Annotated in this window: 25 protein-coding genes and 1 tRNA gene; 13 read left to right on the plus strand and 13 right to left on the minus strand. The window is 54.9% G+C overall.

The annotated features are described in order from the left end of the window. Window positions 1-535 precede the first annotated feature (535 nt). The 3 genes from MTP41_RS10875 to MTP41_RS15595 all read right to left on the minus strand — a co-directional run bounded on the left by MTP41_RS10875 (window position 536) and on the right by MTP41_RS15595 (window position 2664). A complete protein-coding gene (locus MTP41_RS10875) occupies window positions 536-1438 on the minus strand; it encodes an alpha/beta hydrolase fold domain-containing protein (protein ID WP_249235513.1) in 903 nt (300 codons plus the stop codon). 147 nt (window positions 1439-1585) lie between these two features. After that, a complete protein-coding gene (locus MTP41_RS10880) occupies window positions 1586-2533 on the minus strand; it encodes an alpha/beta hydrolase (RefSeq protein WP_249235514.1) in 948 nt (315 codons plus the stop codon). Beyond that, entirely contained in the window at window positions 2530-2664 is a 135-nt protein-coding gene (locus tag MTP41_RS15595) for a hypothetical protein (protein ID WP_256466445.1), read from the minus strand. The genes MTP41_RS10880 and MTP41_RS15595 overlap by 4 nt, the downstream gene beginning before the upstream one ends. Before the next feature lie 139 nt (window positions 2665-2803). On the opposite strand from MTP41_RS15595, the gene MTP41_RS10885 reads away from it, so the two are divergent. After that, window positions 2804-3301 carry a TetR/AcrR family transcriptional regulator gene (locus MTP41_RS10885; RefSeq protein WP_179860443.1) on the plus strand — a complete coding sequence of 166 codons (498 nt, stop codon included), beginning with the start codon at window positions 2804-2806 and terminating at the stop codon, window positions 3299-3301. Window positions 3302-3350: 49 nt separating this feature from the next. Here MTP41_RS10885 and MTP41_RS10890 read toward each other — a convergent pair whose 3' ends face one another. Next, a complete protein-coding gene (locus MTP41_RS10890) occupies window positions 3351-3602 on the minus strand; it encodes a DUF6061 family protein (RefSeq protein WP_249235515.1) in 252 nt (83 codons plus the stop codon). A 168-nt stretch (window positions 3603-3770) separates the two neighbouring features. Next, window positions 3771-3857: transfer RNA gene (locus tag MTP41_RS10895), tRNA-Leu, on the minus strand. 230 nt (window positions 3858-4087) lie between these two features. Here MTP41_RS10895 and MTP41_RS10900 point away from each other — a divergent pair. Then, window positions 4088-4462 (plus strand): DUF3592 domain-containing protein, encoded by a 375-nt coding sequence (locus tag MTP41_RS10900; RefSeq protein WP_249235516.1) that lies wholly within the window; start codon window positions 4088-4090, stop codon window positions 4460-4462. Window positions 4463-4476: 14 nt separating this feature from the next. Then, window positions 4477-5430, plus strand: coding sequence for an FKBP-type peptidylprolyl isomerase (locus tag MTP41_RS10905; RefSeq protein ID WP_249235517.1), 954 nt, complete (start codon window positions 4477-4479; stop codon window positions 5428-5430). 57 nt (window positions 5431-5487) lie between these two features. Here the strand turns inward: MTP41_RS10905 and MTP41_RS10910 are convergent, their stop codons facing one another. Together MTP41_RS10910 and MTP41_RS10915 are read right to left on the minus strand one after the other, a co-directional pair. After that, complete coding sequence (locus MTP41_RS10910; protein WP_249235518.1) at window positions 5488-7263, minus strand: ABC transporter ATP-binding protein; 1776 nt, start codon at window positions 7261-7263, stop codon at window positions 5488-5490. Further along, on the minus strand, window positions 7260-8999 hold the full coding sequence (locus tag MTP41_RS10915; RefSeq protein ID WP_330220984.1) for an ABC transporter ATP-binding protein: 1740 nt from the start codon (window positions 8997-8999) through the stop codon (window positions 7260-7262). The genes MTP41_RS10910 and MTP41_RS10915 overlap by 4 nt, the downstream gene beginning before the upstream one ends. Before the next feature lie 199 nt (window positions 9000-9198). Between MTP41_RS10915 and MTP41_RS10920 the strand changes: the two genes are divergently transcribed. The 6 genes from MTP41_RS10920 to MTP41_RS10945 all read left to right on the plus strand — a co-directional run bounded on the left by MTP41_RS10920 (window position 9199) and on the right by MTP41_RS10945 (window position 16400). Next, window positions 9199-10149, plus strand: coding sequence for a glycosyltransferase family 2 protein (locus tag MTP41_RS10920; protein WP_097776683.1), 951 nt, complete (start codon window positions 9199-9201; stop codon window positions 10147-10149). A gap of 164 nt (window positions 10150-10313) precedes the next feature. Beyond that, window positions 10314-11414, plus strand: coding sequence for an SseB family protein (locus MTP41_RS10925; RefSeq protein WP_005946528.1), 1101 nt, complete (start codon window positions 10314-10316; stop codon window positions 11412-11414). 91 nt (window positions 11415-11505) lie between these two features. Next, window positions 11506-13320 carry a molecular chaperone DnaK gene (gene dnaK / locus MTP41_RS10930; protein WP_097776682.1) on the plus strand — a complete coding sequence of 605 codons (1815 nt, stop codon included), beginning with the start codon at window positions 11506-11508 and terminating at the stop codon, window positions 13318-13320. Between the two features lie 164 nt (window positions 13321-13484). Continuing rightward, entirely contained in the window at window positions 13485-15023 is a 1539-nt protein-coding gene (locus tag MTP41_RS10935; RefSeq protein WP_249235519.1) for a glucosyltransferase domain-containing protein, read from the plus strand. A 175-nt stretch (window positions 15024-15198) separates the two neighbouring features. Beyond that, window positions 15199-15978 (plus strand): glycosyltransferase family 2 protein, encoded by a 780-nt coding sequence (locus MTP41_RS10940; protein WP_442900299.1) that lies wholly within the window; start codon window positions 15199-15201, stop codon window positions 15976-15978. Then, window positions 15975-16400: a GtrA family protein gene (locus tag MTP41_RS10945; protein WP_249235520.1), complete on the plus strand. Its 426-nt coding sequence runs from the start codon at window positions 15975-15977 to the stop codon at window positions 16398-16400. Before MTP41_RS10940 ends, MTP41_RS10945 begins: the two co-directional genes overlap by 4 nt. Before the next feature lie 233 nt (window positions 16401-16633). On the opposite strand, the gene MTP41_RS10950 is transcribed toward MTP41_RS10945, so the two are convergent. From MTP41_RS10950 to MTP41_RS10965, 4 genes are all read right to left on the minus strand, one after another. Continuing rightward, on the minus strand, window positions 16634-17398 hold the full coding sequence (locus tag MTP41_RS10950) for an amino acid ABC transporter ATP-binding protein (protein WP_097776679.1): 765 nt from the start codon (window positions 17396-17398) through the stop codon (window positions 16634-16636). After that, a complete protein-coding gene (locus MTP41_RS10955) occupies window positions 17388-18152 on the minus strand; it encodes an amino acid ABC transporter permease (RefSeq protein ID WP_249235521.1) in 765 nt (254 codons plus the stop codon). Before MTP41_RS10955 ends, MTP41_RS10950 begins: the two co-directional genes overlap by 11 nt. Window positions 18153-18263: 111 nt before the next feature. Beyond that, window positions 18264-19103 (minus strand): amino acid ABC transporter substrate-binding protein, encoded by an 840-nt coding sequence (locus tag MTP41_RS10960; protein WP_097776677.1) that lies wholly within the window; start codon window positions 19101-19103, stop codon window positions 18264-18266. 196 nt (window positions 19104-19299) lie between these two features. After that, on the minus strand, window positions 19300-19875 hold the full coding sequence (locus MTP41_RS10965; protein WP_097776676.1) for a nitroreductase family protein: 576 nt from the start codon (window positions 19873-19875) through the stop codon (window positions 19300-19302). Between the two features lie 179 nt (window positions 19876-20054). Here MTP41_RS10965 and MTP41_RS10970 point away from each other — a divergent pair, with 179 nt between their 5' ends. After that, window positions 20055-20207: a hypothetical protein gene (locus MTP41_RS10970; RefSeq protein ID WP_158576386.1), complete on the plus strand. Its 153-nt coding sequence runs from the start codon at window positions 20055-20057 to the stop codon at window positions 20205-20207. Between the two features lie 69 nt (window positions 20208-20276). On the opposite strand, the gene MTP41_RS10975 is transcribed toward MTP41_RS10970, so the two are convergent. Both MTP41_RS10975 and MTP41_RS10980 read right to left on the minus strand, forming a co-directional pair. After that, on the minus strand, window positions 20277-20732 hold the full coding sequence (locus tag MTP41_RS10975; protein WP_120020985.1) for a threonine/serine exporter family protein: 456 nt from the start codon (window positions 20730-20732) through the stop codon (window positions 20277-20279). After that, window positions 20729-21520 carry a threonine/serine exporter family protein gene (locus MTP41_RS10980; RefSeq protein WP_118529152.1) on the minus strand — a complete coding sequence of 264 codons (792 nt, stop codon included), beginning with the start codon at window positions 21518-21520 and terminating at the stop codon, window positions 20729-20731. Before MTP41_RS10980 ends, MTP41_RS10975 begins: the two co-directional genes overlap by 4 nt. Window positions 21521-22057: 537 nt before the next feature. On the opposite strand from MTP41_RS10980, the gene MTP41_RS10985 reads away from it, so the two are divergent. From MTP41_RS10985 to MTP41_RS10995, 3 genes are all read left to right on the plus strand, one after another. Continuing rightward, the gene (locus MTP41_RS10985) at window positions 22058-22978 is read left to right on the plus strand and encodes a MetQ/NlpA family ABC transporter substrate-binding protein (protein WP_249235522.1); all 921 of its coding nucleotides are present in this window, start codon (window positions 22058-22060) and stop codon (window positions 22976-22978) included. A 150-nt stretch (window positions 22979-23128) separates the two neighbouring features. Further along, window positions 23129-24142, plus strand: coding sequence for a methionine ABC transporter ATP-binding protein (locus MTP41_RS10990; RefSeq protein ID WP_118529153.1), 1014 nt, complete (start codon window positions 23129-23131; stop codon window positions 24140-24142). Continuing rightward, on the plus strand, window positions 24139-24795 hold the full coding sequence (locus tag MTP41_RS10995; RefSeq protein ID WP_097773982.1) for a methionine ABC transporter permease: 657 nt from the start codon (window positions 24139-24141) through the stop codon (window positions 24793-24795). The genes MTP41_RS10990 and MTP41_RS10995 overlap by 4 nt, the downstream gene beginning before the upstream one ends. Window positions 24796-24991: the final 196 nt, after the last annotated feature.

Here is a 24991-nt window from a genome sequence, read left to right on the forward strand (position 1 = left end):
TGCATGGCAGGCAGAGCAGGCTCATCACACCACCAGCAAAGAAAAACAGAGCGTTCCCGACGGGGAACGCCCTGTTATACATATCGCTATCGTATGTGGATTTTTGCAGGGTGCGTCCGGCAGGGCGCACCCTGTTTTTTCTTTGTTATATATCCGATGTACCAAACTGCGTATTCTTATGGGAGAAACAATTCCTCTCTACCGTGCCATGACCTCACACTTTCTGTGGGCGAGCCGGACAATGCCGCTGCACAAACAGGGGCAGGAACTTCGTTCGGAGCAACCGGCGCCCCCCTTACATGAGCAGAATCCCTCTACTTATTTTTGCGCCTTAACAATTCGGAAACATTTGTCGAACTTGTCGGGGCAACGCCCCTCCATCTGCTGTCGCAGACCGCGCTGCCGCTTAAAAGCCCCACTGGGGCTTTCATTGCTCCGCTGCGCTGCGCAAACGCGGTTCCACCCCAAACCCTGCTTAGAACGGACGAGGAGGAATTGTGTCAAATTGACACAATTCCTCCTCAGCCCATGCGGATCAATCGGTGAAATAACGCTCGGCATATTCCAAAGACTTTTCCAGAAATTCCTGCAGCTTATCCGGATCATTATACATCCCATGGTTGGACTTCGGAAATTCGATATAGTCGTATGGAACGTCGTGAAAAAGGTACGCTTCCATGAGATAATTTTTTTGGTTCACGGGGACGCAATGGTCGATCCGGTCATAGGCGATCAGTGAAGGCACAGAATCATCGCTCACGATGCCTGCCGGAGAGATCTTCTGGATCTCCTGTGTATAATCCTCCAATTCCTTTCCGGTCATCATCTTGCAAAAGTCGTGTTCCGATGCGAGCTTGTCTACCTTCATGAGCAGGGTCCACTCGGATGGTTCAAAGTATGTGGGGGCAGCTACTTGGAAAACAAATCTGACCGGAATCGCAGAATTCCCGTTATAAGCTAGATTCATCGCCAAGGTCCCGCCTGCGGACACACCAAACGGAGCCATTCCTGCAATATGATATCCCAGTTCCTCCGTCCTTTGCCGGATCGCCCGGACTGCATTTTCAATTTCTTTGTTCATCTGATAAACGGACGCATCTTTTCCGTGCATCTGCAGAGTGTAATCCACGGATGCTGTAATGTACCCCTGTGCGGCATAGTATCTGCACCATGTTTCGCCATCAGCTTTTGAACCGGAGTTGAAGCTACCCCCGTGGATATAGAGGATCAAATTCTGATCCTGCGTCCTGTCCAGTCCGGCAGGAATATACAGGTCGTACTGGTTTCCGTTCTCGTTTTCATAGTTCTGGTCGCTGAAAACCGCGCAGGTCAGATCTTGTCCCAGCGACTTTACCAGTCGCTCCGGTGCACTTCCCAGCAGAAAGATCCTTGTCAATGCGCTGGCAAGAAACACCAGAACAAATATTCCGTTCTTCATGATATTTTTTCTTTCTCATATAATGTTATCCAACAGCAGCTTTCCGCATATTGCGCCCGAAATGCCAGCGGCAATTATCATAATTGCCACTACAAGAAGATCATTCTTTTGCATGATAGCCTCCTAAACGGTTCCTTTCATACAGAGTTAGTCCTTCATGTACTTGTCCAGATATTCTACCACGGCATCCAGATACTCCATATAAACCTTATTGTCGTTTTGCAACCCATGGCCGGAATGCTTCGCTACGAAATACCGGTAATCTACTCCGTTCTTTTCCAGTGCGGCGACCAGCGGCTTGGATGCGGCAAATGGCTGCATCTTGTCGTGTGCGCCGTAGCAGAGGACAGAGGGCACCGTATCCTTTGTGACCCAGCGATCAGCAGAGATCGGTTTGACTGCATCCAGATAGGCACCAGATGTGATATCCTCCGGGGTCAGCGCCTGACCGGACATTACACTGAACAGTCCTGCGGCGGCCTCCGGGCTTTGGTCGAGACCGAAGATGCCCCAATCCTCCACATGAAAGCTGCCGGGGCCGACTGCTTCAAATACCATTTTGACCGGAAGCGGCGAGGTGTCGGCATCCCGGTAGGCATAGATCAGCGCAAGACATCCGCCTGCGCTGCCGCCCGCAATCGCCATCCGGTCAAGCTTATACCCCAGTTTTTCGGCTGCTGCAACCACAGAGGGCATGGCCGCTTTGATCTCCTCCGACTGGCTGTATACGCTGGCATCCGGGTTTTCTTCCGTAAACAATGTGTAGTTGATCCCTGCCGCCACATAGCCTTTGCTGCACAGCCATTTCAGCATCTCGGCATCACCGGCTTTGTCTCCGCTGGTAAACCCACCGGCGTGAAGATAGACCACAAGACCGTATGCATCCTGACTTTTGTCTGCCGGCACATAAAGATCAAACTTGTTGGCAGCACCCTCTCCATAAGGCAAGTCGGTGTACACCTTGCCAACCGTTTCATCCCAACGGGTGTTGTATTTGCCGTGGGTCGGGTCGCTGTTCATTTTGAGTAAAGCAGAGCCGACAAACGCTGCAAGAAACGCAGCAGTATAGAGCAATCCCCATTTCAGTGTTTTCACAGAATATTCCCTCCAAACAGCGTGCCGCCCAGCAGCAGATTCAACACTTCTCGAACTGCCAAACGTCCCAATACAAAAGCCACTGCAATAATGACGGCAAGTAAGATGATTCGTTTTGAAGTCATTGTCATAAAAACCTCCTTGACTTTTTGGTGGGACGAGTGTATCATCAAAACAGCGCTGAGTCAATCGTCTCAGCCAAAATGAGACAAAAAAGGGCGTTTGTATCATCCCATGAAGAACATGAACAATCAGGAAAAGAACACCTATGTGCGGCAGCACATTCTGTCTGCGCTGCTGGAATTGATGCACACACAGGACTTTGTATCCATTAGCATTCAGGCGTTGGTGGATGCTGCCGGTGTTGGGCGGGCATCTTTTTACCGCAATTTCGCAAGCAAAGAGGACGTATTACAGCAGGAGTCTGTGCGTCTGACCAATGAATGGAAGACAAATTTTGACCATGAGCATCCTGATGGCACACCGGGTCAGGATAATCTATGGCTCGTCAGTCTGCTGGATTTTTACAAGGACCATGCTGAATTTTACCTTGCATTGTACCATGCAGGGCTTTCCAATATCATGCTGGAAACACTTCTTGGCTATTTTGACCGTTCGCCGGAGATTCCCAACGGGTTGGCGTATCTGAATTCTGCCATCGGTTATATGCTATATGGCTGGGTACATGAGTGGATGAATCGTGGAATGCAGGAATCCGGCACGGAGATTGCCCGGATGTTTGCAGAAGCACAGAAAAAACAGGCATAAAAGAACAGGGCGCATCCCATAAAAAGAGATACGCCCTGTTTTGCTATTCTTAATCTTCTAAGCCATGGCTCTCGGTTACGTTTTTCAAATATTCCTTCGGATCGCCATTCAGAATCAAATCCGCATAGCCAAGCGGGTCATTATAGACGAGATAGTCTAACTCTGACCTCTGCGCCATGGTCACGTCCAGTGCATCCTCGACCCCGGTGCAGTCGATGGAAATTTTTCTCCCATCCCGGAGCAGTAGTTCCACACAGCCGGTGTCCATGTTGAAATGGCAAGCTCTTGCATCGTACTTCATGTTTGTGTCCTTTCTGCCTTACGGCACTCTTACAGTGGTCTGTCGTGCTTTCTTATGATAAGGTCTAGGACGCTTTTCGATGGAAGCAAGGGATTCATTTTGTTTTCCAAAGAAAACAAAAAATCCGAACCCTTCTCCTATTGGAAAAAAGTTCGGATTTTCATGGTTTGGTGCGGATAAGAGGACTTGAACCTCCACCGAGTTGCCCCGATTAGAACCTGAATCTAACGCGTCTGCCAATTCCGCCATATCCGCATATTCTGTTTTGTTCGTGAGCTGTGTTGCTCGGAACGATAGTTATTATACCAGATATACGAAGAATGTCAAGCATTATTTTCAGATTTTCTCGACAAAATTTTGCTTGAAAATTGATGCATTCTGAATGGCAGCTGCAGGGCGAAATTTTTGCCAAAGTGTGATACAATAAACAGGACGTGCCGGGAGGGTGTCCTGCGCGCAGACTGAGAAAACGAGGGAAATGCAGAATGTTCAATATCATTATTTTCCTGCTGGGAGCAGGCATCATGTTCTTTATGGCTCTGCGCAGTGTGCTGGCACGGCGCAGGCTGTGCACGCAGGGGCAGAAGGTCACGGCCACGGTGGAGGGCACCGTGAAGAGCCGGGATGGTGGTGCCTATGTGCTGGCCTTTACCACCGCAGGCGGCAGCCATCGGCTGCACTACCCGAAGCCTGCGCGGGGCAAGAGCTTTGCGGTGGGGGATACCGTCACCTTATACTATGACCCCGAAAACCCGGAAAAAATGTATGTAGAGGGCGACCGCGCTACGCTGGGAGCCGAGGTGCTGTATGCCGTGTTGGGTGTGGCCCTGCTGGTGCTGACCGTGGGCATTGCCTGCTGAAAGGGGAAAAGAGGATGAAACTGGAACATTTTGGCATGGCTGAGCCGGGCGACTGCCGTCTGGTATTCACAGCCGGTGCCGAGGAGCTGGCGGCAGCCATTGCACAGGTGCAGGCAGGGCCGGACGCACCGCAGGAAGAGGACGGTCTGCTGACCGAGGCGGTGAACCGCACCATTCTTGGCGGCTTTTCGGCGCTGTATGAGCAGCTGGTACAGGAGTACCATGTGGTGCCGGTGACCGACCCGGATTTTGAATTGCTGGCGGTGAACCGGGCCGAGGGCTTCCGGGCGGGTGCACAGTTTTATGCGCTGCCGCCGCTGGAAGTGGGGCAGTACACCGGTTTCGTGCAGGCCGTGGAGCCGCACCCCATCCGGCAGCTGACCATTGAACTGGAGATCAACCGTCACCACGGCGACGAGGAGCGTGCAGCCGATGCTGCGGGCAAGGCGGCGCTGCGGCAGCAGGTGGCCCGCGAGATCTGGGCACAGCGCTGTGCCCAGGCTGAGCAGCGGGCACGCAAGGAGCTGGTATGGCAGCTGGGCGATGCAGTGAAAGGCCCGCTGCCAAAGCAGCTGGTGGGCGGTAACTATTTTGCCGAGCAGCGCCAGTTCAACCTGAGCCTGCAGGCCAATGGTATCAACTTTGACCAGTTCCTTAAAGTGCGCGGCCAGACGGTGGAAGAGTTCCGTGCATGGCTCCACGCGCAGGCAGAGCGCAAGCTGCGCAGCTGGCTGGGGCTTCTGCTGGTGGCAGAAAAGGAGGGCCTTGCACCCACGGACGCCGAGGTGGAAGCAGCCGCTGCCCACTGGGATGCCAAGCTGGACGGCGAGCGCACCTTCCCCGCCAACGATGCACGCAAGGTGCGCCAGCGTCTGGCCCGGGAGAGGGCGGAGCAGTTCATTGTGGAGCACTCTACCCTCACGCCGCCGCCCGATGAACCCATCGTGCAGAAAGTTGAAAGCAAATAATAATAAAAAGGAGCGATGCAGCGCACCGCTCCTTTTTGTTATTATTATCGGGAACTCTCAGATCTCCACGCCTTCGAACTGGCTGTTGTAGAGTTTGGCGTAGAAGCCGTTTGCAGCAAGCAGCTCGTCGTGGCTGCCCTGCTCCACGATGTGGCCGTCCTTCATCACAAGGATCACGTCCGCCTCGCGGATAGTGGAAAGGCGGTGCGCCACAATAAAGCTGGTACGGCCCTGCATCATGCGGGCAAAGGCTTTCTGGATACGCACCTCGGTGCGAGTATCAATGGAGGATGTTGCTTCGTCCAGGATCAGCATCGGCGGCAGGCAGAGCATCACGCGGGCAATGCACAGCAGCTGCTTCTGGCCCTGACTGATGTTGCCGCCGTCCTCGGCGATGACGGTATCGTAGCCCTCCGGCAGGCGGCGGATGAAGCTGTCTGCATGGGCGGCTTTGGCTGCTGCCACGATCTCTTCAAGGCTTGCATCCGGCTTGCCGTAGGCAATGTTTTCCCGCACGGTACCGGCCCGCAGCCATGTATCCTGCAACACCATGCCGTAGCTGCCGCGCAGGGAAGCGCGGGTCACATCCCGGATGTCGGTGCCGGACACCTTGATGGAACCGCCGTTCACATCATAGAAGCGCATGAGCAGGTTGATGAGGGTGGTCTTGCCGCAGCCGGTAGGGCCGACGATGGCAATGCGCTGGCCGGGCTTTACGTCGAGGGAAAGGCCCTCGATCAGCGGGCGGTCGGGCAGGTAGCGGAAGGAAACATCCTCCAGCTGCACATGGCCGTCCGGCTGCAGCACGGAGGCGTTCTCGACTTCAGGCACCTGATCGTCGGCATCCAGCAGTTCGAACACGCGGGCGGCGCAGGCCAGAGCATTCTGCAGCTCCGTCACCACGCCGGAGATTTCGTTGAAGGGCTTGGTGTACTGGTTGGCGTAGCTCAAAAACACGCTCAGCTGACCGATGGTGATGCCGCCCCGCACCGCGTACACGGCACCCACAAGGCCCACGCCTGCGTACACGATGTTATTCACAAAGCGGGTGGCGGGGTTGGTCAGGCTGGAAAAGAAGATGGCCTTCAGGCTCACGTCCTGCAGACGGCCATTCACCTCGTCAAAGGCGGTAAGGCTCTCGGCCTCGTGGCCGAAGGCCTGCACCACCTTCTGGCCCTCGATCATCTCGTTGACCAGCGCGGTCTGCTCGCCGCGCACGGCGCTCTGGCTCTGGAAGTAACCATAGCTGCGCTTGGCAAGGAAGCTTGCCACCACGAGGCTCAGCGGGGTGATGCACACCACCACCAGCGTGATGGGCACATTCTCGCTGAGCATGAACAGAAGGGTGCCGAGGATGGTCAGCACGCCGCTGAACAGCTGTGTAAAGCCCATCAGCAGGCCGTCCGCAAAGGTATCCACATCGGCCACCATGCGGCTGACGATATCGCCGGAGGGGTGACTGTCGAGGTAGGAAAGCGGCAGGGTCTGAATTTTGCGCAGGGCTTCGTTGCGCAGGTCGCGGCTGACAAGGAAGGTGATGCGGTTGTTGCACACGCTCAGCAGCCACTGTGCAAGAGCGGCCACACCGGCAACCACCAGCACCTCGATGATAATGCGCATCACACCGCCAAAATCTACGGCACCCTTGCCCAGCATCATATCAATGGCGCTGCCGCAGAGGATGGGGATATACAGCTGTGCGCCCACGCTCACAGCAGCCACTACAAGGCTGCACACCACAAACAGGGAATAAGGTTTGATCTTGCCCAGAACACGGGTCAAGGTGGCCTTGCGCTGCTGCGGGGTCAGCTTTGTTTTTGCTTTTGCACTCATTTCTGCGCATCCCCTTTCTTGAACTGGCTCTCGTAGATCTCCTCGTAGACGGAGCAGGTCTGGCGCAGCTGGTCGTGGGTGCCGATGCCCACCAGATGGCCGTCATCCAGCACCAGAATTTGATCCGCGTGCTGCAGGCTGGCGGCGCGCTGGCTCACGATGAACACGGTCAGGCTGCCGGGCAGAGCAGCCAGTGCCTTGCGCAGGGCGGCATCGGTGGCGTAGTCCAGTGCGCTGGCGCTGTCGTCAAGGATCAGAATTTCCGGCTTGCCCACAAGGGCGCGGGCGATGGTCAGGCGCTGCTTCTGTCCGCCGGACAGGTTGCGACCGCCCTGCTCCACAGGCTCGTCAAGCCCAAGGGGCTTGGCTTTGACGAACTCCGCAGCCTGTGCTGTTTCCAGTGCAGCCCACAGGTCCGCATCGGTGGCATTCTTGTTGCCCCACAGCAGGTTGGAGCGGATGGTGCCGCCAAAGAGCTGGGCCTTCTGCATGACCATGGCTGCTTTGCCGCGCAGTTCTTCACGGGGATAGTTCCGGGCATCGCGGCCCATGATCTCCACCGTGCCTTCGGTGGCATCGTAGAAGCGGGGGATCAGGTTGACAAGGCTGGATTTGCCGCTGCCGGTACCGCCGATGACACCAATGGTCTGGCCGCGCTTTGCAGTGAAGCTGATGTCGGAAAGGCTGGGTGCACCGGCACCCGCATAGGTCAAGCTTACATGCTCAAAGCGCACGGCATCGCCGGATTTTTCGGCGGGCACCTCGCCCAGAAGCTTTTCCGGGAAGGCCATGCCGGGCGTGGTGTCCAGCACAGCCTGCACGCGGCCTGCGCAGGCCAGCGCCTTGCTCACCTGCACGATCAGGTTTGCCAGCTTGACCAGCTCCACAAGGATCTGGTTCATGTAGTTCACCAGCGCGATCACGTCGCCGGAAGCCATGCCACCCACATTGATCTCAATGCTGCCCACATAGAGCAGTGCCACAATGGCAATGTTGATGAGCACATAGGTCAGCGGGTTCATCAGGGCGGAAATGTGGCCCACATGGAGCTGCATCCGGGTCAGCAGGTCGTTGGCATTCTCAAAGCGCTCTACCTCGCTCTTTTCCTTATCAAAAGCGCGCACCACGCGCACGCCGGTCAGGTTTTCGCGGGTCAGGCCCAGCACCCGGTCAAGGCGATTCTGTACCGTCTTGTACAGGGGCCGGGTAGCAGCCATGATGCCGAACACCACCACGCTCAGCAGCGGGATGGTCACTACAAAGATCAGCGCTGCACGGGAATTCACCGTAAAGGCCATGACCATGGCACCGATCACCACGAACGGGCTGCGCAGGAACAGGCGTAAAAACAGGTTCAGGCCGCTCTGCACCTGATTCACGTCGCTGGTCATACGGGTGATCAGGGTGCTGGTGCCGAGGGTGTCCATCTCGGTAAAGCTCAGGGTCTGGATGTGCTCAAACAGGGCGTGGCGCAGAGCTGTGGAATAGCCCACGGCCGCCTTTGCGGAAAAATACTGTGCCGTCAGGCTGCAGGCAAGGCCGATCATGGCCAGCAGCAGCAAAATGCCGCACCGCACAAGGATATAGTGGAAGTCGTGGGCGGCAATGCCGATGTTCACGATATCCGCCATGACCAGCGGCACGAACAGGTCGAACGTGGCTTCCAGCATCTTGAAAAGGGGCGCAAGCACGCTCTCGCGCTTGTAGTCCTTCAGATAGCCTAGCATCTTGTTCAAGGCGATACTCCTTCTTTCTTGCATTATAAGGTTTATGAAATCCTACTTATTATAGCGTACAAAAACTTAAAAAGCCATAGAAAATGTTTTTATTGCAAAAGTGTGCTGAAAACCGCCGGGCAAAATGCCGAAAACGGTTGAAACCAGGGTGGGGGTATGCTACAATGATTTTAAATATTGCACAAAAGGGGAAACAGGAATGCTGATAAGTTTGGTCGTTCCGTGCTACAATGAGGAAGAATCACTTCCCATTTTTTATAAAGAGGCCAGCAAGATCGCACAGCAGATGGGAATATCCCACGGAGCAGATTTTGAGTTCATCTTTGTGGATGACGGTTCAAAAGACCGCACACTGCAGATCGCGCGGGAATTGCACCGGAAAGATGCCCGTGTGCGGTACATCTCCTTCAGCCGGAACTTTGGCAAGGAAGCAGGCATTTATGCCGGATTAAAAGCGGCAAAGGGCGATTATGTAGCAACGATGGATGCGGATCTGCAGGACCCGCCCTCGCTGCTGCCGGAAATGCTGGAGCTGCTGCTCTCCGGCGAATATGACTGCGCGGCCACCCGCCGCACGACACGCGAGGGTGAACCGCCCGTTCGCAGCTGGTTTGCCAAAAAGTTTTATCAGATCATCAATAAGCTCTCGGATACAGAGATCGTGGATGGAGCAAGAGACTTCCGCCTGATGAGCCGCAAGATGACTGATGCCGTGCTGAGCATGGCGGAATATAACCGCTTCAGCAAGGGCATTTTCAGCTGGGTCGGCTTTAAAACAAAGTGGATCGACTACAAAAACGTAGAGCGTGTGGCGGGCACAACAAAGTGGAACTTCTGGGGTCTGCTCAAATATTCGATCGAAGGCATTGTGGGCTTTTCCACAGCTCCGCTGCTGATGGCGGCGGGCCTTGGCCTTGCCTTTTGCGTATTGGCGTTTGTAGGCATCATGATCGTGGTGGTGCGTGCACTGATGTTCGGCGACCCTACTTCCGGCTGGCCGAGCCTTGTCTGCATTATCCTTTTGTGCAGTGGTGTGCAACTGCTGTGTACGGGCATTGCGGGCGAGTACCTTGCCAAAACGTATCTTGAAACAAAGCACAGACCGATCTATATTGCTGCTGAGACCGAAGAAGATCTGGACGCGGAATAAGGCGTTTCAGGAAAAATGTTTTTTTAACGGGGTGCCAGAAGAAGCTGATCTGGCACCCCGCTTTTTTGAGTAGGGAAAAATGGATACATACAGATAGGCGTTGTACCCAAAGCCATTTCCTGCTATACTAAAAACTGACTAGAAACTGGAAGAATGGTGAGCAGATGGCAAAAAGACAAGACGGCGGCATCCGGCTGCGCCCGGTGGGCACCCGCAAGCATCGGCAGAACGCTCCGGCCTACAGCCCGGCGGGCACCGGCTGCCCGGCCTTTGAGCAGGCAGTGGAAAATTTATATAAAGGCCAGAACGAAGAAAGCTTCTGGACGCTGATGGGCGCTTTGAACTATGCACTGGAAATGGAGACCCATGTTCTGGTGCCGCTGCGCACGGCACTGACGGTGCACAACACGCCTGCACCGTGGACGGAGCATCCGGTGCCCACGGCAAAGGCGAAGGACCTGCAGCTGTGGACCCTGCGCAACGAGAAGGGCCGCACATGGCTGCCTATGTTCACCTCTGCAGCTGCGGCCTGTGCCGACCGCAGCACTTCTGCCCGGCCAATGGCAGATTACACCCTGCAGGATGCCATGGAGCTGGCCCTTTCCACTGAGGGGATCGACGGCGTGGTGCTGGACCCGTGGAGCCACTCGGCTACGCTGGACGGCGCTCTGCTCAACGGTTTGCTGCACGCGGGCCATACGCCGGAAGACCCCGGTGATGAGAAAGCGGATGCCGGAAAGGAAGCCGCCCGCAAGGGCAACTGGGCGCAGGCTGTGGAATGCTTTGAAAAAGCAGCCGAGCTTGGCAGCACCATGGGACTTGCCCTGCTGGCAGACTGCATTTATAAGGGCCGCGGCACCCGCACGAACCGTGCCGAGGCCCGCCGCATGTGGAAGGAAGCAGCGGACAGCGGCGAGATCTTATCCAACATTGCACTGGGCGATGACTGCGCTGCCCGGGGCGACAATGGCCGGGCACTTTTGTATTACCGCCGTGCCCGCGCCAACGCAGCCCATATGCCGGATATCGAGTACACTCCGCAGGTGTGCCTGCGTGTGGCCCAGACCGAAACGCGCTACACCAGCCGCAAAAAGGCGCTGGCACTGGCCGCAGAAGCAAGGCAGGGCTTTTCCATCAAGGCCCGTGAACACGAGCCGGACGCAGAGCAGTGGCTGGCCGAAGCTGACCAGCTCATCCGGGAACTGACCAGTGAACTGCCTGCCCGAGCCACAGCTTACGACATGGAATCTTTACAATTGGACTAAAAAATCGTCATATCGGGACGGTAAGATATACTCGGAAATGATTTGAAGAGCTGCGCCCAAGATGCACAGCACCGGAGAGGAAACAGACAGTATGAGCAAAGTAATCGGCATCGATCTCGGCACGACCAATTCCTGCGTGGCAGTGGTGGAGGGCGGCAAGCCCGTGGTCATCACCAATGCGGAGGGTGAGCGCACCACCCCCAGCGTTGTGGCCTTCACGAAGGACGGTGAACGTCTGGTGGGCGGTGCGGCCAAGCGCCAGATCGCCACAAATTCCGGGCGCACCATCTCCAGCATCAAGCGCCATATGGGCAGTGACTACCGGGTGCACATCGACGGCAAAGACCTGACCCCGCAGGAGATCAGCGCCATGATCTTGGCCAAGATCCGCCGCGATGCCGAGAGCTATCTGGGCGAGCCGGTGACCGAAGCGGTCATCACGGTGCCCGCCTACTTCGACGACAGCCAGCGCAAGGCTACGCAGGATGCAGGCCGCATTGCAGGCCTGAACGTGCTGCGCATCATCAACGAGCCTACTGCTGCCGCTGTGGCCTATGGTTTGGATAACGAAGCATCGCAGAAGATCCTCGTCTACGACCTCGGCGGCGGCACCTTTGATGTGTCCATCATCGAGATCGAGGACGGGACCTTTACGGTGCTTGCCACCGGCGGCGACACCCATCTGGGCGGCGACGACTTCGATCAGCGCATCGTGGAATATGCCGTGGCCGAGTTCAAAAAATCGGATCGCATCGACCTCTCCCGCGACCCGGCAGCTATGGGCCGGTTGAAAGAGGAAGCCGAAAAGGCAAAGAAGGAGCTTTCTGCCGCGCCGTCGGCACAGCTGAACCTGCCCTTTATCGCAGTGGGCAAGGACGGCCCTCACCACTTGGATATCTCGCTTTCCCGCCCGCAGTTCGAGATGATGACCGGCGACCTGCTGGCCCGCACAGTGGCTCCCGTGCAGAATGCGCTGCGGGATGCAGGCATTTCTGCCAGCCAGCTGGGCAAGGTGCTGCTGGTGGGCGGCAGCACCCGGATGCCTGCGGTGGAGCGTCAGGTGAAGGAGCTGCTGGGCTGCGAACCCAGCCACAGCCTGAACCCGGACGAGTGTGTTGCCATGGGTGCGGCGGTACAGGGCGGTCTGCTGCAGGGCGGCGGCAAGCTGGCCGGTGCCACCGGCGCAGCGGCGCAGGGCCTTGTGCTGATGGATGTGACCCCGCTGACCCTCTCCATTGAGACGCTGGGCGGCGTGGCCACCCCGCTGATCACCCGCAACAGCATGATCCCCACCCGCAAGAGCCAGATCTTCACCACCGCACGGCCTATGCAGACCAGTGTGGAGATCAACGTGCTGCAGGGCGAGCGCCACTTTGCCCGCGACAACAAGAGTCTGGGCAAATTCAAGCTCACCGGCATCCGGGCAAGCTTTTCTTCCAAGCCGCAGATCGAAGTTACCTTCGATATCGACGTGAACGGCGTGGTGAAGGTGTCTGCCAAGGACCTTGGCACCGGCCGGGAGCAGAACATCACCATCACCGGCAGCACCAACCTTTCGGAAAATGAGATCCAACGCGCCATGGCAGACGCTGCCGCCTATGAGGCCGAGGACAGCCGCCGCAAGGAGCGGCTGGACCTGCACAATCAGGCCGAGGTGCTGGCCTACAAGGTGGACGAGGCTCTTTCCAAATGCAAAAAGGAGCTGGATAAGGACGAGAAGAACCGCATCAAAACGGACCTCGCCAACCTCCGCCGCTGCCTGCGCAAGGATAAGCCCGAAAAAATGAATGAAAACGAGGAAGCCGCCCTGCGTCAGGCCAAGACCCAGCTGGAAGAAAGCGCCAACCATCTGATGGTGCTTTATACCAGTGAGCAGGGAACAGATGGTACGAATAATGCGCTGTAAAAGCTGCAATAAAATAGAGTGATGAGAACTGTGCTCTGTGGATAATAGAAACCACAGAGCACGTTTTTTTGCAGAAATAGTTGCAGGAGATAGGCTGACATTGTATAATACAACTGTATGGTTTTGGCTAAATTCGGGAATGATGCCTTGTTTGGGAGAAATACATGGAAAAAATTGTGGAAAAGCTAAAGGTAAATGAGAGCCTGTTAAAAACAGTACTGTGCAGTGCTACTTTTTGGGGATTGTTGGCGCATGGCATGGTTCTGTTCAACAAATACTCATTCCATGATGATGCACGGTATTTCAACGATGTGGGCGCTACTTACGAATCTGGACGGTGGATGCTGGGCATTCTTGGAAGTCTGAGTGCAAATTTGCTGGGTAGTAAAAACTACAGCCTGCCAGTGGTAAATGGTACGATTACGATTTTGTGCATTGCAGCAATCGTATATCTGCTGGCGGATAGTTTGAGGATCCAGTCAAAGCCTCTTGTTATTCTGCTGTGCGGAAGTATGGTGACATTTCCGTCAGTGACGGGAACATTCAGTTACATGTTTACTGCACCATACTATTACGCTGCGTCCCTACTGGGAGTGGTTGGAGCATGGATTTTTCACCAGAAAAAGAATTTTGTCGCTCTATTACTCTGCACGGTTTTGATGGCTTGTTCTGTTGGTGTGTATCAGGCAAATATCCCGGTTTGCATCTGTACATTGTTGCTTTATATGATGGAAGATGTCCGGCAGTCTGATATGAGCTGGAAAGCGTTTTGGAAAATGGCTCTGTGTAATGCAACTGTGTGCATTGGGTTTATTGCGGAATATTTTCTAGTCAATCAATTTTTTCTGAATCAGTTTGGCGTTGTTTTGACGGATTACAAAGGTATCAATCATTTTGGAAGAACAAATCTGAGCAATTATATTTATCGGATGTTGTGCGGCTATGGATCTTTCTTTTATCCAAGCACTGCTGTGGAAGACTTCAGCGCAAGATATATCTATACTTTGTTGATTGTTGTTACTGCGATCATTGCCATATTTGTGCTCCGGAAAATGTATATTCTTAAGACTCCAAAAGGATCTCAAACCCTATTGATCCTAATCGCATATCCTATTGCAGCATGCTTTGTATACCTGATGGTAGAGCCTTGGGATGTTCATGCCGTAATGACTTTTGGACAGGCGTTTGCCTTTGCTTTGGTTGTATGGCTTATTAATAAATATCCCGAAGATAGAACAAAAGTAGAAGGTGCCCTATGTAAAGCCGCTGTTGCCCTATTAGGAGTACTTGTGACTCTAAATATTCGTTACAGCAATATCCTCTACCTAAAAGCAGACGTGATGCAGACACAAATGATCAGTTATTACACAACTTTGATCACGCGAATTGAAAGCGTTGAAGGTTATACTGAAGATGCGCAGGTTGTTTATATCGAGGAGTATGACAAGCACGATAAAAATTTTGTTGGAGTCAGCGAGTATTTCGATGATTTGGATCTGCCCACATATAAAGGGGAACTTATTTTCAATGATTACGCATGGAAGGAAACCATGGAGCTTTGGTGTGGTTTTGCGCCGGAATTAGGAGATGCCGCAGAGTTTGAGGGCAATGCAGAGGTGGCATCTATGCCTTGCTACCCGGAACAGGGCTCGATCCGGTGTATCAATGGGAAAATCGTTGTCAAATTTGCGGATGAGCAGTAAACGCTGTAAAAAAGCAGGAAGGTCAAATGAAAAAATTATCTTTGGTCATTTCAGTTTATAACGAAGAAGCCGTTCTGGAAAAATTCTATAATGCCTTTTGCAACATAGAGCAAGATTTGAAATATGGGGGGAAAATGAACTAATTTTTGTAAATGATGGTAGTACCGATGCCAGTATGAATATTCTGGAAGTGATTGCGCAACAGAACAAGAATGTCCGTGTAATCAGTTTTTCGCGAAATTTTGGCCACGAGGCTGCCATGATTGCAGGCATCGATCATGCTGCGGGGGATGTGATCATTTGCATGGATGCCGACCTGCAGCACCCTCTGGAATGCATCGCCCCCATCATGGCGAAATTTGAGGAAGGCTATGAGGTTATCAGCATGGTCCGAACCTCCAACAAATCGGCAGGTGCCATCAAAAACTTTACATCCAGAGCATTCTACCGGGTGATCAACGCCTTATCTGATCAAGTAAAGCTGGAGGAAAATGCATCGGATTTCTTTGCCATCAGCAGCCGTGTGGCAGATGTTCTGCGTACAAATTACCGTGAAAAGACTCGTTTTCTGCGTGGATATGTACAAAGCGTTGGCTTCCGGAAAACAACGCTGGAATACACTGCTGCGGAAAGAGCTGGCGGGGCCAGCCACCATACGCTGAAAAAACTGATGAATTTTGCAATCAGCACCATAGTCGGTTTTTCTGATTTTCCACTGAAACTCGGCCTCTATGCCGGTGCTGTAAGTTTTCTTGCTGCTGTGCTTTTTGCTATAAGTGCACTGTGCGGCTTCCGCGAGTATAAGGTGATTCTTGCGGCATTCAATGTTTTATTTGCTGTTCTCTTTTTGCTGGTCGGAATTATGGGTGAATATTTTTCCGTTGCATTCGCAGACCTGAAAAACCGTCCGATCTATATTGTGGAAAAAGAAATCAATTCCGGGCGCTGCGTATGATACAAACAATAAAGCAGCTTTATTTTCGTTATAAGGAATTGATCAACTATGTGATCATAGGTGGTCTGACTACGGTAGTGAGTCTGGTAAGTTACTATTTTTTCACTACAGTCTTTCTGGATCCGCAAGACCTATTTCAACTGATGGCTGCCAATACGTTCTCATGGATCTGCGCGGTTTCTTTTGCTTATATCACAAACCGAAAGTTCGTTTTTGAAAGTAAAAGCACTGATAAATTGCGCGAAATGCTAAAATTTTTCAATGCGAGAGTTTCTACTCTTCTTATCGAAATGGCCTGCATGACATTGCTGGTAAATATTTTACACTGGTATGACAGAATTTCCAAATTTGTGGTACAGTTTATTGTTATGGCGTTGAACTATATTTTTAGCAAATTGTTTGTGTTTCGCAGTAAAGAATAACATACAAGCAAAGGGACTGTTGCACATCGTTTTAGCCGAAAGTGCAGCAGATATTTTCAAAATCAATCGTATAATCAAACAATTCAAAAGGGCACATGCATCACAAATCCATCGAAAATTTGTTGCGCATGCTTTTGTTTTAGGCGTTGATACCGCTTGATTCTTACGCCTATTCGTACAAAAGAAGGGGCTGTCGCATGTGCAACAGCCCCTTCTTTTTTTCATTTCTTACATTACAGCATCTTGGAAAGGAATGCTTTCAGTCTGGGATGCTTCGGGTTCGTGAACAACTCCTGCGGCGGCTCGTCCTCCTGGATCTTGCCGTCATCGATGAAGATGACGCGGTTGGACACCTCACGGGCGAAGCCCATTTCGTGGGTGACCACCAGCATGGTGATGCCGGTGTGGGCCAGCTCCTTCATCAGTTCCAGAACCTCGCCCACCATTTCGGGGTCGAGGGCGCTGGTGGGCTCGTCGAACAGGATCACGTCCGGGTCCATGGCAAGGGCACGGGCAATGGCAATACGCTGCTGCTGACCGCCGGAAAGGCTCTTGGGGTAGGCATCGGCCTTGTCGGACAGGCCCACGCGGGCCAGCAGCTCGTCGGCCTTGTCGGAAATGGCCTGCTTATCCTTGAGCTTGAGCAGGGTGGGGGCCAGCTCAAGGTTCTTCTTCACGGTCAGGTGGGGGAAGAGGTTGAAGTGCTGGAACACCATGCCCATCTTCTGGCGCACAGCATCAATGTGGGCCTCGTCCACCTCGGTGCCCTCAAATTTGATGCTGCCGGAGGAGGGAATCTCCAAACGGTTCAGGCAGCGCAGAAAGGTGGATTTGCCGCATCCGGAAGGGCCGATCAGGCAGACCACATCGCCGCGGTAAATATCAATATCGATGCCCTTCAGCACGTCCAGAGTGGGGGTGGGCTGCTTTGCGCCCGGCTTCTTTTCGCCGCCGTAGGTCTTTGTCAGGCCGCGGACTTCCAGAATCTTATCGGTCACTTTGAGCAAGCCTCCTCTCAAACTTTGCCAGCAGACGGGTGAACAGCATGACCAGCACAAGGTAGATCAGCGCATCGCCCAGCAGCGGGAACATGGGCTCATAGGTGCGGTTCATGATGCCCTGTGCGGCGTACAGCAGCTCCTTGCCGCCGATGACCGTGATCAGGGAAGTGTCCTTCAGCAGGATGATGAACTCGTTGCCCAGTGCGGGCAGCACCGCACGGATGGCCTGCGGGATGATGATGACCACCATGGTGGTCATGTAGTTCAGGCCGAGGCTGCGGCCGGCCTCCATCTGGCCGGGGTCAATGGCCATCAGACCGCCGCGGATGATCTCGGACACATAGGCACCGGAGTTGATGCCCAGTGCCAGCGCACCCACCATGGTAAAGTTGCGGCTGTTGGCAAAGATGACCATGCTCATGATGAGCAGCTGCACCATCATGGGCGTGCCGCGGATGATGGTGGTGTATACCTGACACACCGCATTGAAGAAGCCCAGCACCGGGTTCTTGTGGCCGGGGCGCTGCTGGTCGTGTGCCACACGCACCAGAGCTACCACGCTGCCCAGCACGATGCCCAGTGCCAGTGCCAGCGCAGTGACCAGCAGGGTAGTGCCCACACCCTTGATGTACTGCGTCCAGCGGTCATTCAGGATGAACGCCTGATAAAACTTGAAGAAGAAATTCTGCCCGAAGCTGAGCGTAGTGCCGCTGTTGAGCAGCTCTTTGAGCAGTTCGTACTGTGCAGCCATTCGCATCCTCACTTTCCTGTTTTGTTAGAATTTTGTAACCTTATTTTTCCAAAAAAGGGGAGGTGCCCCAGTTGGGGCTGCCTCCCCGTGGTTCCGTTATCAGCCAGCTGATTATTCAGCGGTGATGTACTTGTCCACGATGGCCTGCAGGGTGCCGTCAGCCTTCAGCTCTTCCAGAGCGGAGTTGATGGCGTCCTCCAGCGGAGAGCTCTTTGCCATGCCGATGGCGTAATCCTCCTCGGCGTAGCTGGTCTCCAGCACCTTCAGGCCGGGGTTGGCAGCCACATACTCCTTGGCGGGAGCGTTGTCGATGACCACGGCGTCCACCTGACCATTGTTCAGGGCCTGCACAGCGGTCAGACCGCTGTCGTAAGCCACCACAGCGTCCTCGCCGAAATCATCGGTGCAGTAGATGTAACCGGTGGTGCCGCGCTGGGTGCCGATCTTCTTGCCGGCCAGATCGTCGGGAGAAGCAATGTCGGAGCCCTCGGGAACGATGACGGACTGGATGCCGGTAGCGTAGCTGTCGGAGAAGTCCATCACGGCCTTGCGCTCGTCGGTAACGGTAACGCCGGCCATAACGATGTCGGCCTTGCCCTGCTGCACGCTCAGCAGAGCGGCGTCAAAGTCCATGTCATCGATCTGCAGCTCCAGACCCAGCTTGTCAGCGATGGCCTGAGCAGCCTCGATGTCGATGCCCTCGAACTCGCCTGCATCGGTGGTCATCTCATACGGAGGGAAGGTTGCGTTGGTAGCCATGGTCAGCTTGCCAGCCTCAACGGTGGTCAGCTCGCCAGCGGCAGCGCTGGTGGAAGCAGCTTCAGAAGAAGCAGCAGAGCTTGCCACGGAGGAAGCGGTGCTTGCGGAAGAACCACCGCAGGCAGTCAGAGCCAGAGCGGCAACGGACAGACCGGCAGCTGCCAGAAAGCTGCGACGAGAGATCTTTTTCATATTCAAACACTCCTCAAATGTACTGTATGTTTTTGCGGTACGCCGGAACGATGCGATTCATCGAACATCTGGCGAACGAATTTAGTATAGATTGTACAAATTGAAAAGTCAATACTTGTGCAAAAAATCTCATCAATTGAAACCGAATTGAAAACAATTATACAAAAAATGCGTCGACAAAATGTATATATACAAATTATAGATATTTTGCGATCTCTTCTTTGCTCCGCTTTGGCACGCAGTAATCCCGGTTCTCGTCCAGATAATACTTTACGCCGGTCTCAGCCGTCAGCGGCACAATGTGAGCCTTGTGGGCCGGGTAGCCGAACGCCACCATGAATGCCAGCTTCTGAGGTTCTTCAATGCCCAGCAGTTCGGTGAGGGCGGGCTTGTTGATCGCGCCCATGATGCAGCTGCCCACGCCTTTGTCCCATGCGGCAAGGGTCATGTTGGCAAGGGCAATGCCGGTATCGGTGGCAAGGTCGCCGGGGATGGAGGTATCCTGCACCACGGCCACATACAGGGTGGGCAGCTCGTCGGCTTTGGGTGTGCCCTGCTCCGGCGGCAGATAGGCAGCCCACTTGACCAGCGGCTGCACCTTTGCCACCTCCTCGGGCTTGTTCACCACCACCAGACGCACAGCCTGACGGTTGGCTCCGCAGGAGGACAGGCGGACGGCCTCGACGATATCATCCACCACATCCTGCGGAACAGCTTTCTGTGCAAAGCGGCGGTAGGTGCGGCGGCTGACAAGAGTATCCATAACAGACATAAAGAGCACCTCTTTTGTATAAGTACTGTCAAAAGTATAGCAGATGCGGCAGAGTCTTGCAACGCTCCGGCGCAAAAAAAGCTTGCACGCTGGGCAGTGATCTTGCCTTCTGCGACAGGCTGCGATTGCATCCGACGAATGATATATGGTAAAATATAGTAAAAGAAGGGAGCGGCGCAATGGTATTGGCGGCAGGCATCGTGGGTTTTATTCTGGGGGTCAATGTGGGTTTTTTGTTTGCCGGGCTGATGCGGGCGGCAAGAGAGGAACAGAAGCAGACGAGAGAGGAACAGGAGCAGACGAAAGATGAAAACGGGACATGCGGAGGATGAATAAAAATAGCACAGAACAGAAGGGGCCGCTGCAGGGAATAATGTGCAGCGGCCCTTAAATTATGATTTTTAATGTTTCCGGTGCCGCTTTGGGATGGGCACACTGAGCACCAGCGTGATGCCGATGGCCAGCGCAACGGCTACTTTAAAGGTACTGATGCCGTTGGAGAGGGCCAGCGCATTGTTGCCCTGTATGAAATAGTAGGCGGTGTAGTAGATGCCCGCGCCGGGCACCAGCGGGAAGATGCCGGACAGCAGGAACACTGTTACCGGCATTTTGAGCACGATGGCAAACACCCGGGTGAGGATGGTCAGCGGGATCACCGCCAGCAGGGAGGCTGCGGCACTGTCTGCCCCCAGCATCACGGCCAGCTCGTAGACGAACCAGCCCACGGCACCCACCAGCCCGCAGAAGGGCAGGCTTTTGCGCGGACAGCCGAACAGAACGGCAAAACTCAGGGTGCCTGCGCCGGCAATAAAAAACTGCGCGGCCAGCTCCCCAATTTGTGTACTGGTCAACATCATGCCACGACCACCCCCGTAAAGAATGTATAAAGGCTCAGCACAAGGCCGGTGCCAATGGCAATGCTGGCTGCAATGAGCAGCGCATCGATCATGCGGATGGTGCCGGAGAGGTAATCTCCGTGCACAAAGTCGCGGATGCCCATGGTAAAGGCGATGCCGGGGGTCAGGATCATCAGCGAACCAATAATAGAATGACTGGCCGGTGTGCCCAGCACTCGGCAGGCCAGAATGCACACCAGCGTGATAAGCGCAGCACAGCTGATCTTGCAAAAGCCGCCGGGCAGCTCGTGCTGCTCACACAGCAGCAAATAGCCGCTGGCAAGAAAGCCTGCCAGTGCCGCCGCCAGTGCACTGCGCAGTGTGCCGCCGAAGATCAGTGCAAAGCAGAATGCACCGCACATGCCGCTGACCAGCTGCACCCAGTTCTTGGGAAAAGGGATGCGCCGCGCCAGCACCAGACGGCTCTCGGCTTCGTCCAGCGACATGCTGCCCTCTGCAATCTCGCGGGAGAGGGCGTTCACTGCCGCCACCCGGCCCAGATGAGTGGTGCGGGTAGGCACATTGCGCACCTCGCTGATCTCGGCGGTGCCCGCACTGGCAAAGATGCCGTTGGTCAGCACGTAAACATGGAACTCCCGCAGGTGGAATGACCGGGCCATGATCTCCATGGTCTGCTCCACCCGGAACACCTCGGCACCGTTTTCCAGCAATGTCTGGCCCGCCGCCATGATAAAATCCATGATGCGGCGGCGCAGTTCTTCATCCGGGAAAACCTCGCGGCTGTTCATTGCCGCACCTCCTTTATAAATAATGCTGTCTTATTCTACCATGTCCGCGGCTGGCGCACAAGATAAAAAAACGCAATTCCCTACTAAAAAACTTCGTTGTAGGTGTTGACAAATCCGGTCGATTGGATTATTATAAATGCAATATCACAAAAATGGCTGTGAAGAGAAGAGTAGGCCTTCGCATTGATCCTTACCAGAAAGCCCGGGCGATGGAAAAGGGCAGGAAACAGGAAGCTGAAAATGGTCTCGGAGCTGTGCGGGCGAGGTGCATGAGCGCTAAGTTTGCAACGGGATGCGCCCGTTACAGCGTCCGGCTGTAAGCAGCAAAGCTGCCGCAGCATTGAGGCTGTGCCCGCAAGGGTGCGGTAAACCAAGGTGGTACCACGGAAGTATGTTATGCTCCCGTCCTTGTCTGAGCGTTGGCTCAAGGTCAAGGACGGGAGCTTTTTTCATGCATCCGTCAAAGGCCCTTAGCAAGGAACTGTGCCGTGCGGGCCGCTGTACATTATAATAAGCAAATAGAGAGGGAACAAAACTATGATTACTCGTCGTGATTTTCTGAAAGTTACCGGAGCTGCAGCAGCTGCAGCTGCCCTGACCGCATGCGGCGGTTCTTCTTCCACCGCATCTTCTGTTGCTTCCGGCACTGCTTCTTCCGCAGCTTCTTCTGCTGTGGCTAAGCTGGACAAGGTGAAGGTGGCTGTGCCCAACGACACCACCAACGAGGCACGCGCCCTGACCCTGCTGGAGAAGAACGGCTTCTTTAAGCTGAAGGCGGATGCAGGCCTGACCGCAACCGCAAAGGACATCGAGGAGAACCCTCTGAATGTTTCCGTCGATGAGGTCGAGGCTGCTCAGGTGCCCAACGTCCTGCAGGACGAGGACTACGCCGTCATCAACTCCAACTACGCCATCTCCGCTGGTCTGGACCCCATGACCGATGCTCTGGCAATGGAGGACGGCACCTCTGCTTACGTCAATATTCTGGTCTGCAAGGACGGCAATCAGGAAGAGCCGAAGATCAAGGCTCTGGCCGCTGCTCTGCAGAGCCAGAAGGTGAAGGAGTTCATGGATGAAAACTACAAGGGCGCTGTGGTGTCCGTTGTGGAAAACCCCACCGACGGCTATGACTCCTCCATCGACTACGATGCACTGAACGGCGAGACCGTCAGCTGCGCTGCTACTCCGGCTCCTCACTGCGAGGTTCTGGAGATCTGCAAGGACATTCTGGCCGAAAAGGGCATCACGCTGGATATTCAGGAGTACGACGACTACATCATTCCCAACAACATCGTTGAGGACGGCCAGTGCGATACCAACTATTTCCAGCATCAGCCGTATCTGGACGACTTCAATGCAGAGCACGGCACCCATCTGGTGACGGTTGCCGGCATCCACGTGGAGCCTATGGGCATCTACGGCGGCAAGCAGGACAGTCTGGCACCGATCGAGGGCTAAGCAGACTCCCCCAGTCACCTTGCGGTGACAGCCCCCTCGGGGAGGGGGCCTTTGCCTGACCGTTCTGTTTCAGGCTCCCTCCATGAGGGAGCTGGCAAACCCGCAAGGGTTTGACTGAAGGAGTTTATTCAACAGCAAGGAGCAATTTCTGTGATCGAGATCAAACATCTTTCCAAGACCTTCCAGATGAAGGACGGCGCGGTGAATGCGCTGAAGGACATCAACCTCACCATCCCGGATGGTTCCATTTATGGCATCATCGGCATGTCCGGTGCAGGTAAATCCACGCTGGTGCGCTGCATCAACCTGCTGGAGCGCCCCACCGAGGGCAGCGTTGTGATCGACGGCACCGCTATGGAGACTTTAAACGCAGCCCAGCTGCGTGAGCGCCGCCGCGAGATCACCATGATCTTCCAGCAGTTCAATCTGCTGATGCAGCGCAGCTGCCTGAAGAACATCTGCTTCCCCATGGAGCTGGCCGGTGTGAAAAAGGCGGATGCCGAAAAGCGTGCCAGAGAGCTGCTGGAAGTGGTGGGCCTGCCCGATAAGGCTAACGCCTACCCGGCACAGCTGTCCGGCGGCCAGAAGCAGCGCATTGCCATTGCCCGTGCACTGGCAACGGACCCCAAAGTTCTGCTCTGCGATGAAGCCACCAGCGCACTGGACCCCAACACCACCCATGCGATCCTGACCCTGATCAAGGACATCAACAAGAAGCTGGGCATCACGGTGGTGGTCATCACCCATCAGATGAGCGTTGTGGAAGAGATCTGCGATCACGTTGCTATTCTGGACGGCGGCGTTGTGGTGGAGGAAGGCTCCGTGCAGGAGATCTTCTCGAACCCCAAAACGCCCGCAGCAAAGCGTCTGGTGGCACCCAACGGCGGCAGCGCCGCGCGGGATCTGTCCAGTTTTGCACCGGACGACCATGTGGTGCGCGTCACCTTCAACGGTTCGTCCACGGCAAAACCGCTGGTGGCAAGCCTTGCCGCAGAAAAAGGCATTCTGGTGTCGGTGCTCAGCGCCGACACCCGCGACCTGAGCGGTCAGTGCTACGGCTCCATGCTGCTCAAGCTGCCCGCTGATGTGGAGCAGGCAAAGCAGGCTGCGGCCTATATGCGCGCCCAGCCCGGCATTACGGTAGAGGAGGTGACCGGCGAATGAGTATTGCAGATTACGGCTTTGCCATCTGGGAGACCTTTTATGTGACGGTCCTTTCCACCGCGTTTGCGCTGGTGCTGGGCCTGCCGCTGGGTGTGCTGCTGGTGGCCGGTGATAAGGACGGCATTCTGCCGCTGCCCGGCTGGCTGATGCACATTCTCAACATCGTTATCAACATCCTGCGCAGTGTTCCGTTCCTGATCCTGATGATCTGTGTATTCCCGCTTACCCGTGCCATCGTGGGCACCACGGTAGGTACCAAAGCCACCATCGTTCCGCTGGTGGTGGCAGCCTTCCCGTTCGTGGCACGTCTGGTGGAGACCAGCCTGCGCGAACTGGACGAGGGCGTGGTGGAAGCCGCCCAGAGCATGGGCGCAACGCCGTTCCAGATCATTACCAAGGTGATGATCCCGGAATGCCTGCCCGGCCTGATCTCCAGCATGACCACCGCACTGACCACCATTCTGGGCTACTCGGCCATGTCCGGTGTCATTGGCGGCGGCGGTCTGGGCAAGATCGCTTTGTCCTACGGCTATTACCGCTACCAGACCGATATCATGATCGTGTGTGTCATTTTGCTGGTGCTGATGGTTCAGGTGTTCCAGACTTTGGGCACTGCCTGGGCCACCAGAAGCGATAAGCGGCTGCGGAAGTAACTCCTTCAGTCGCACTTCGTGCGCCAGCTCCCTCGGAGAGGGAGCCTCTGGCGAAGAGGAAAACTTTCCGGTATTGCCAAAGCCTCCCTCTTTGAGGGAAGTGGCAAAGCCGAAAGGCTTTGACGGAAGGAGTTCTCTCCTCATTTCGCCCCCGGACGGGAACTAAAATTTAACGTTTCAATTCCCCGCCGGAGGC

The sequence above is a fragment of the Faecalibacterium sp. I4-3-84 genome, assembly GCF_023347255.1.
In the GTDB taxonomy this organism is placed as follows: Bacteria; Bacillota; Clostridia; order Oscillospirales; family Ruminococcaceae; genus Faecalibacterium; species Faecalibacterium taiwanense.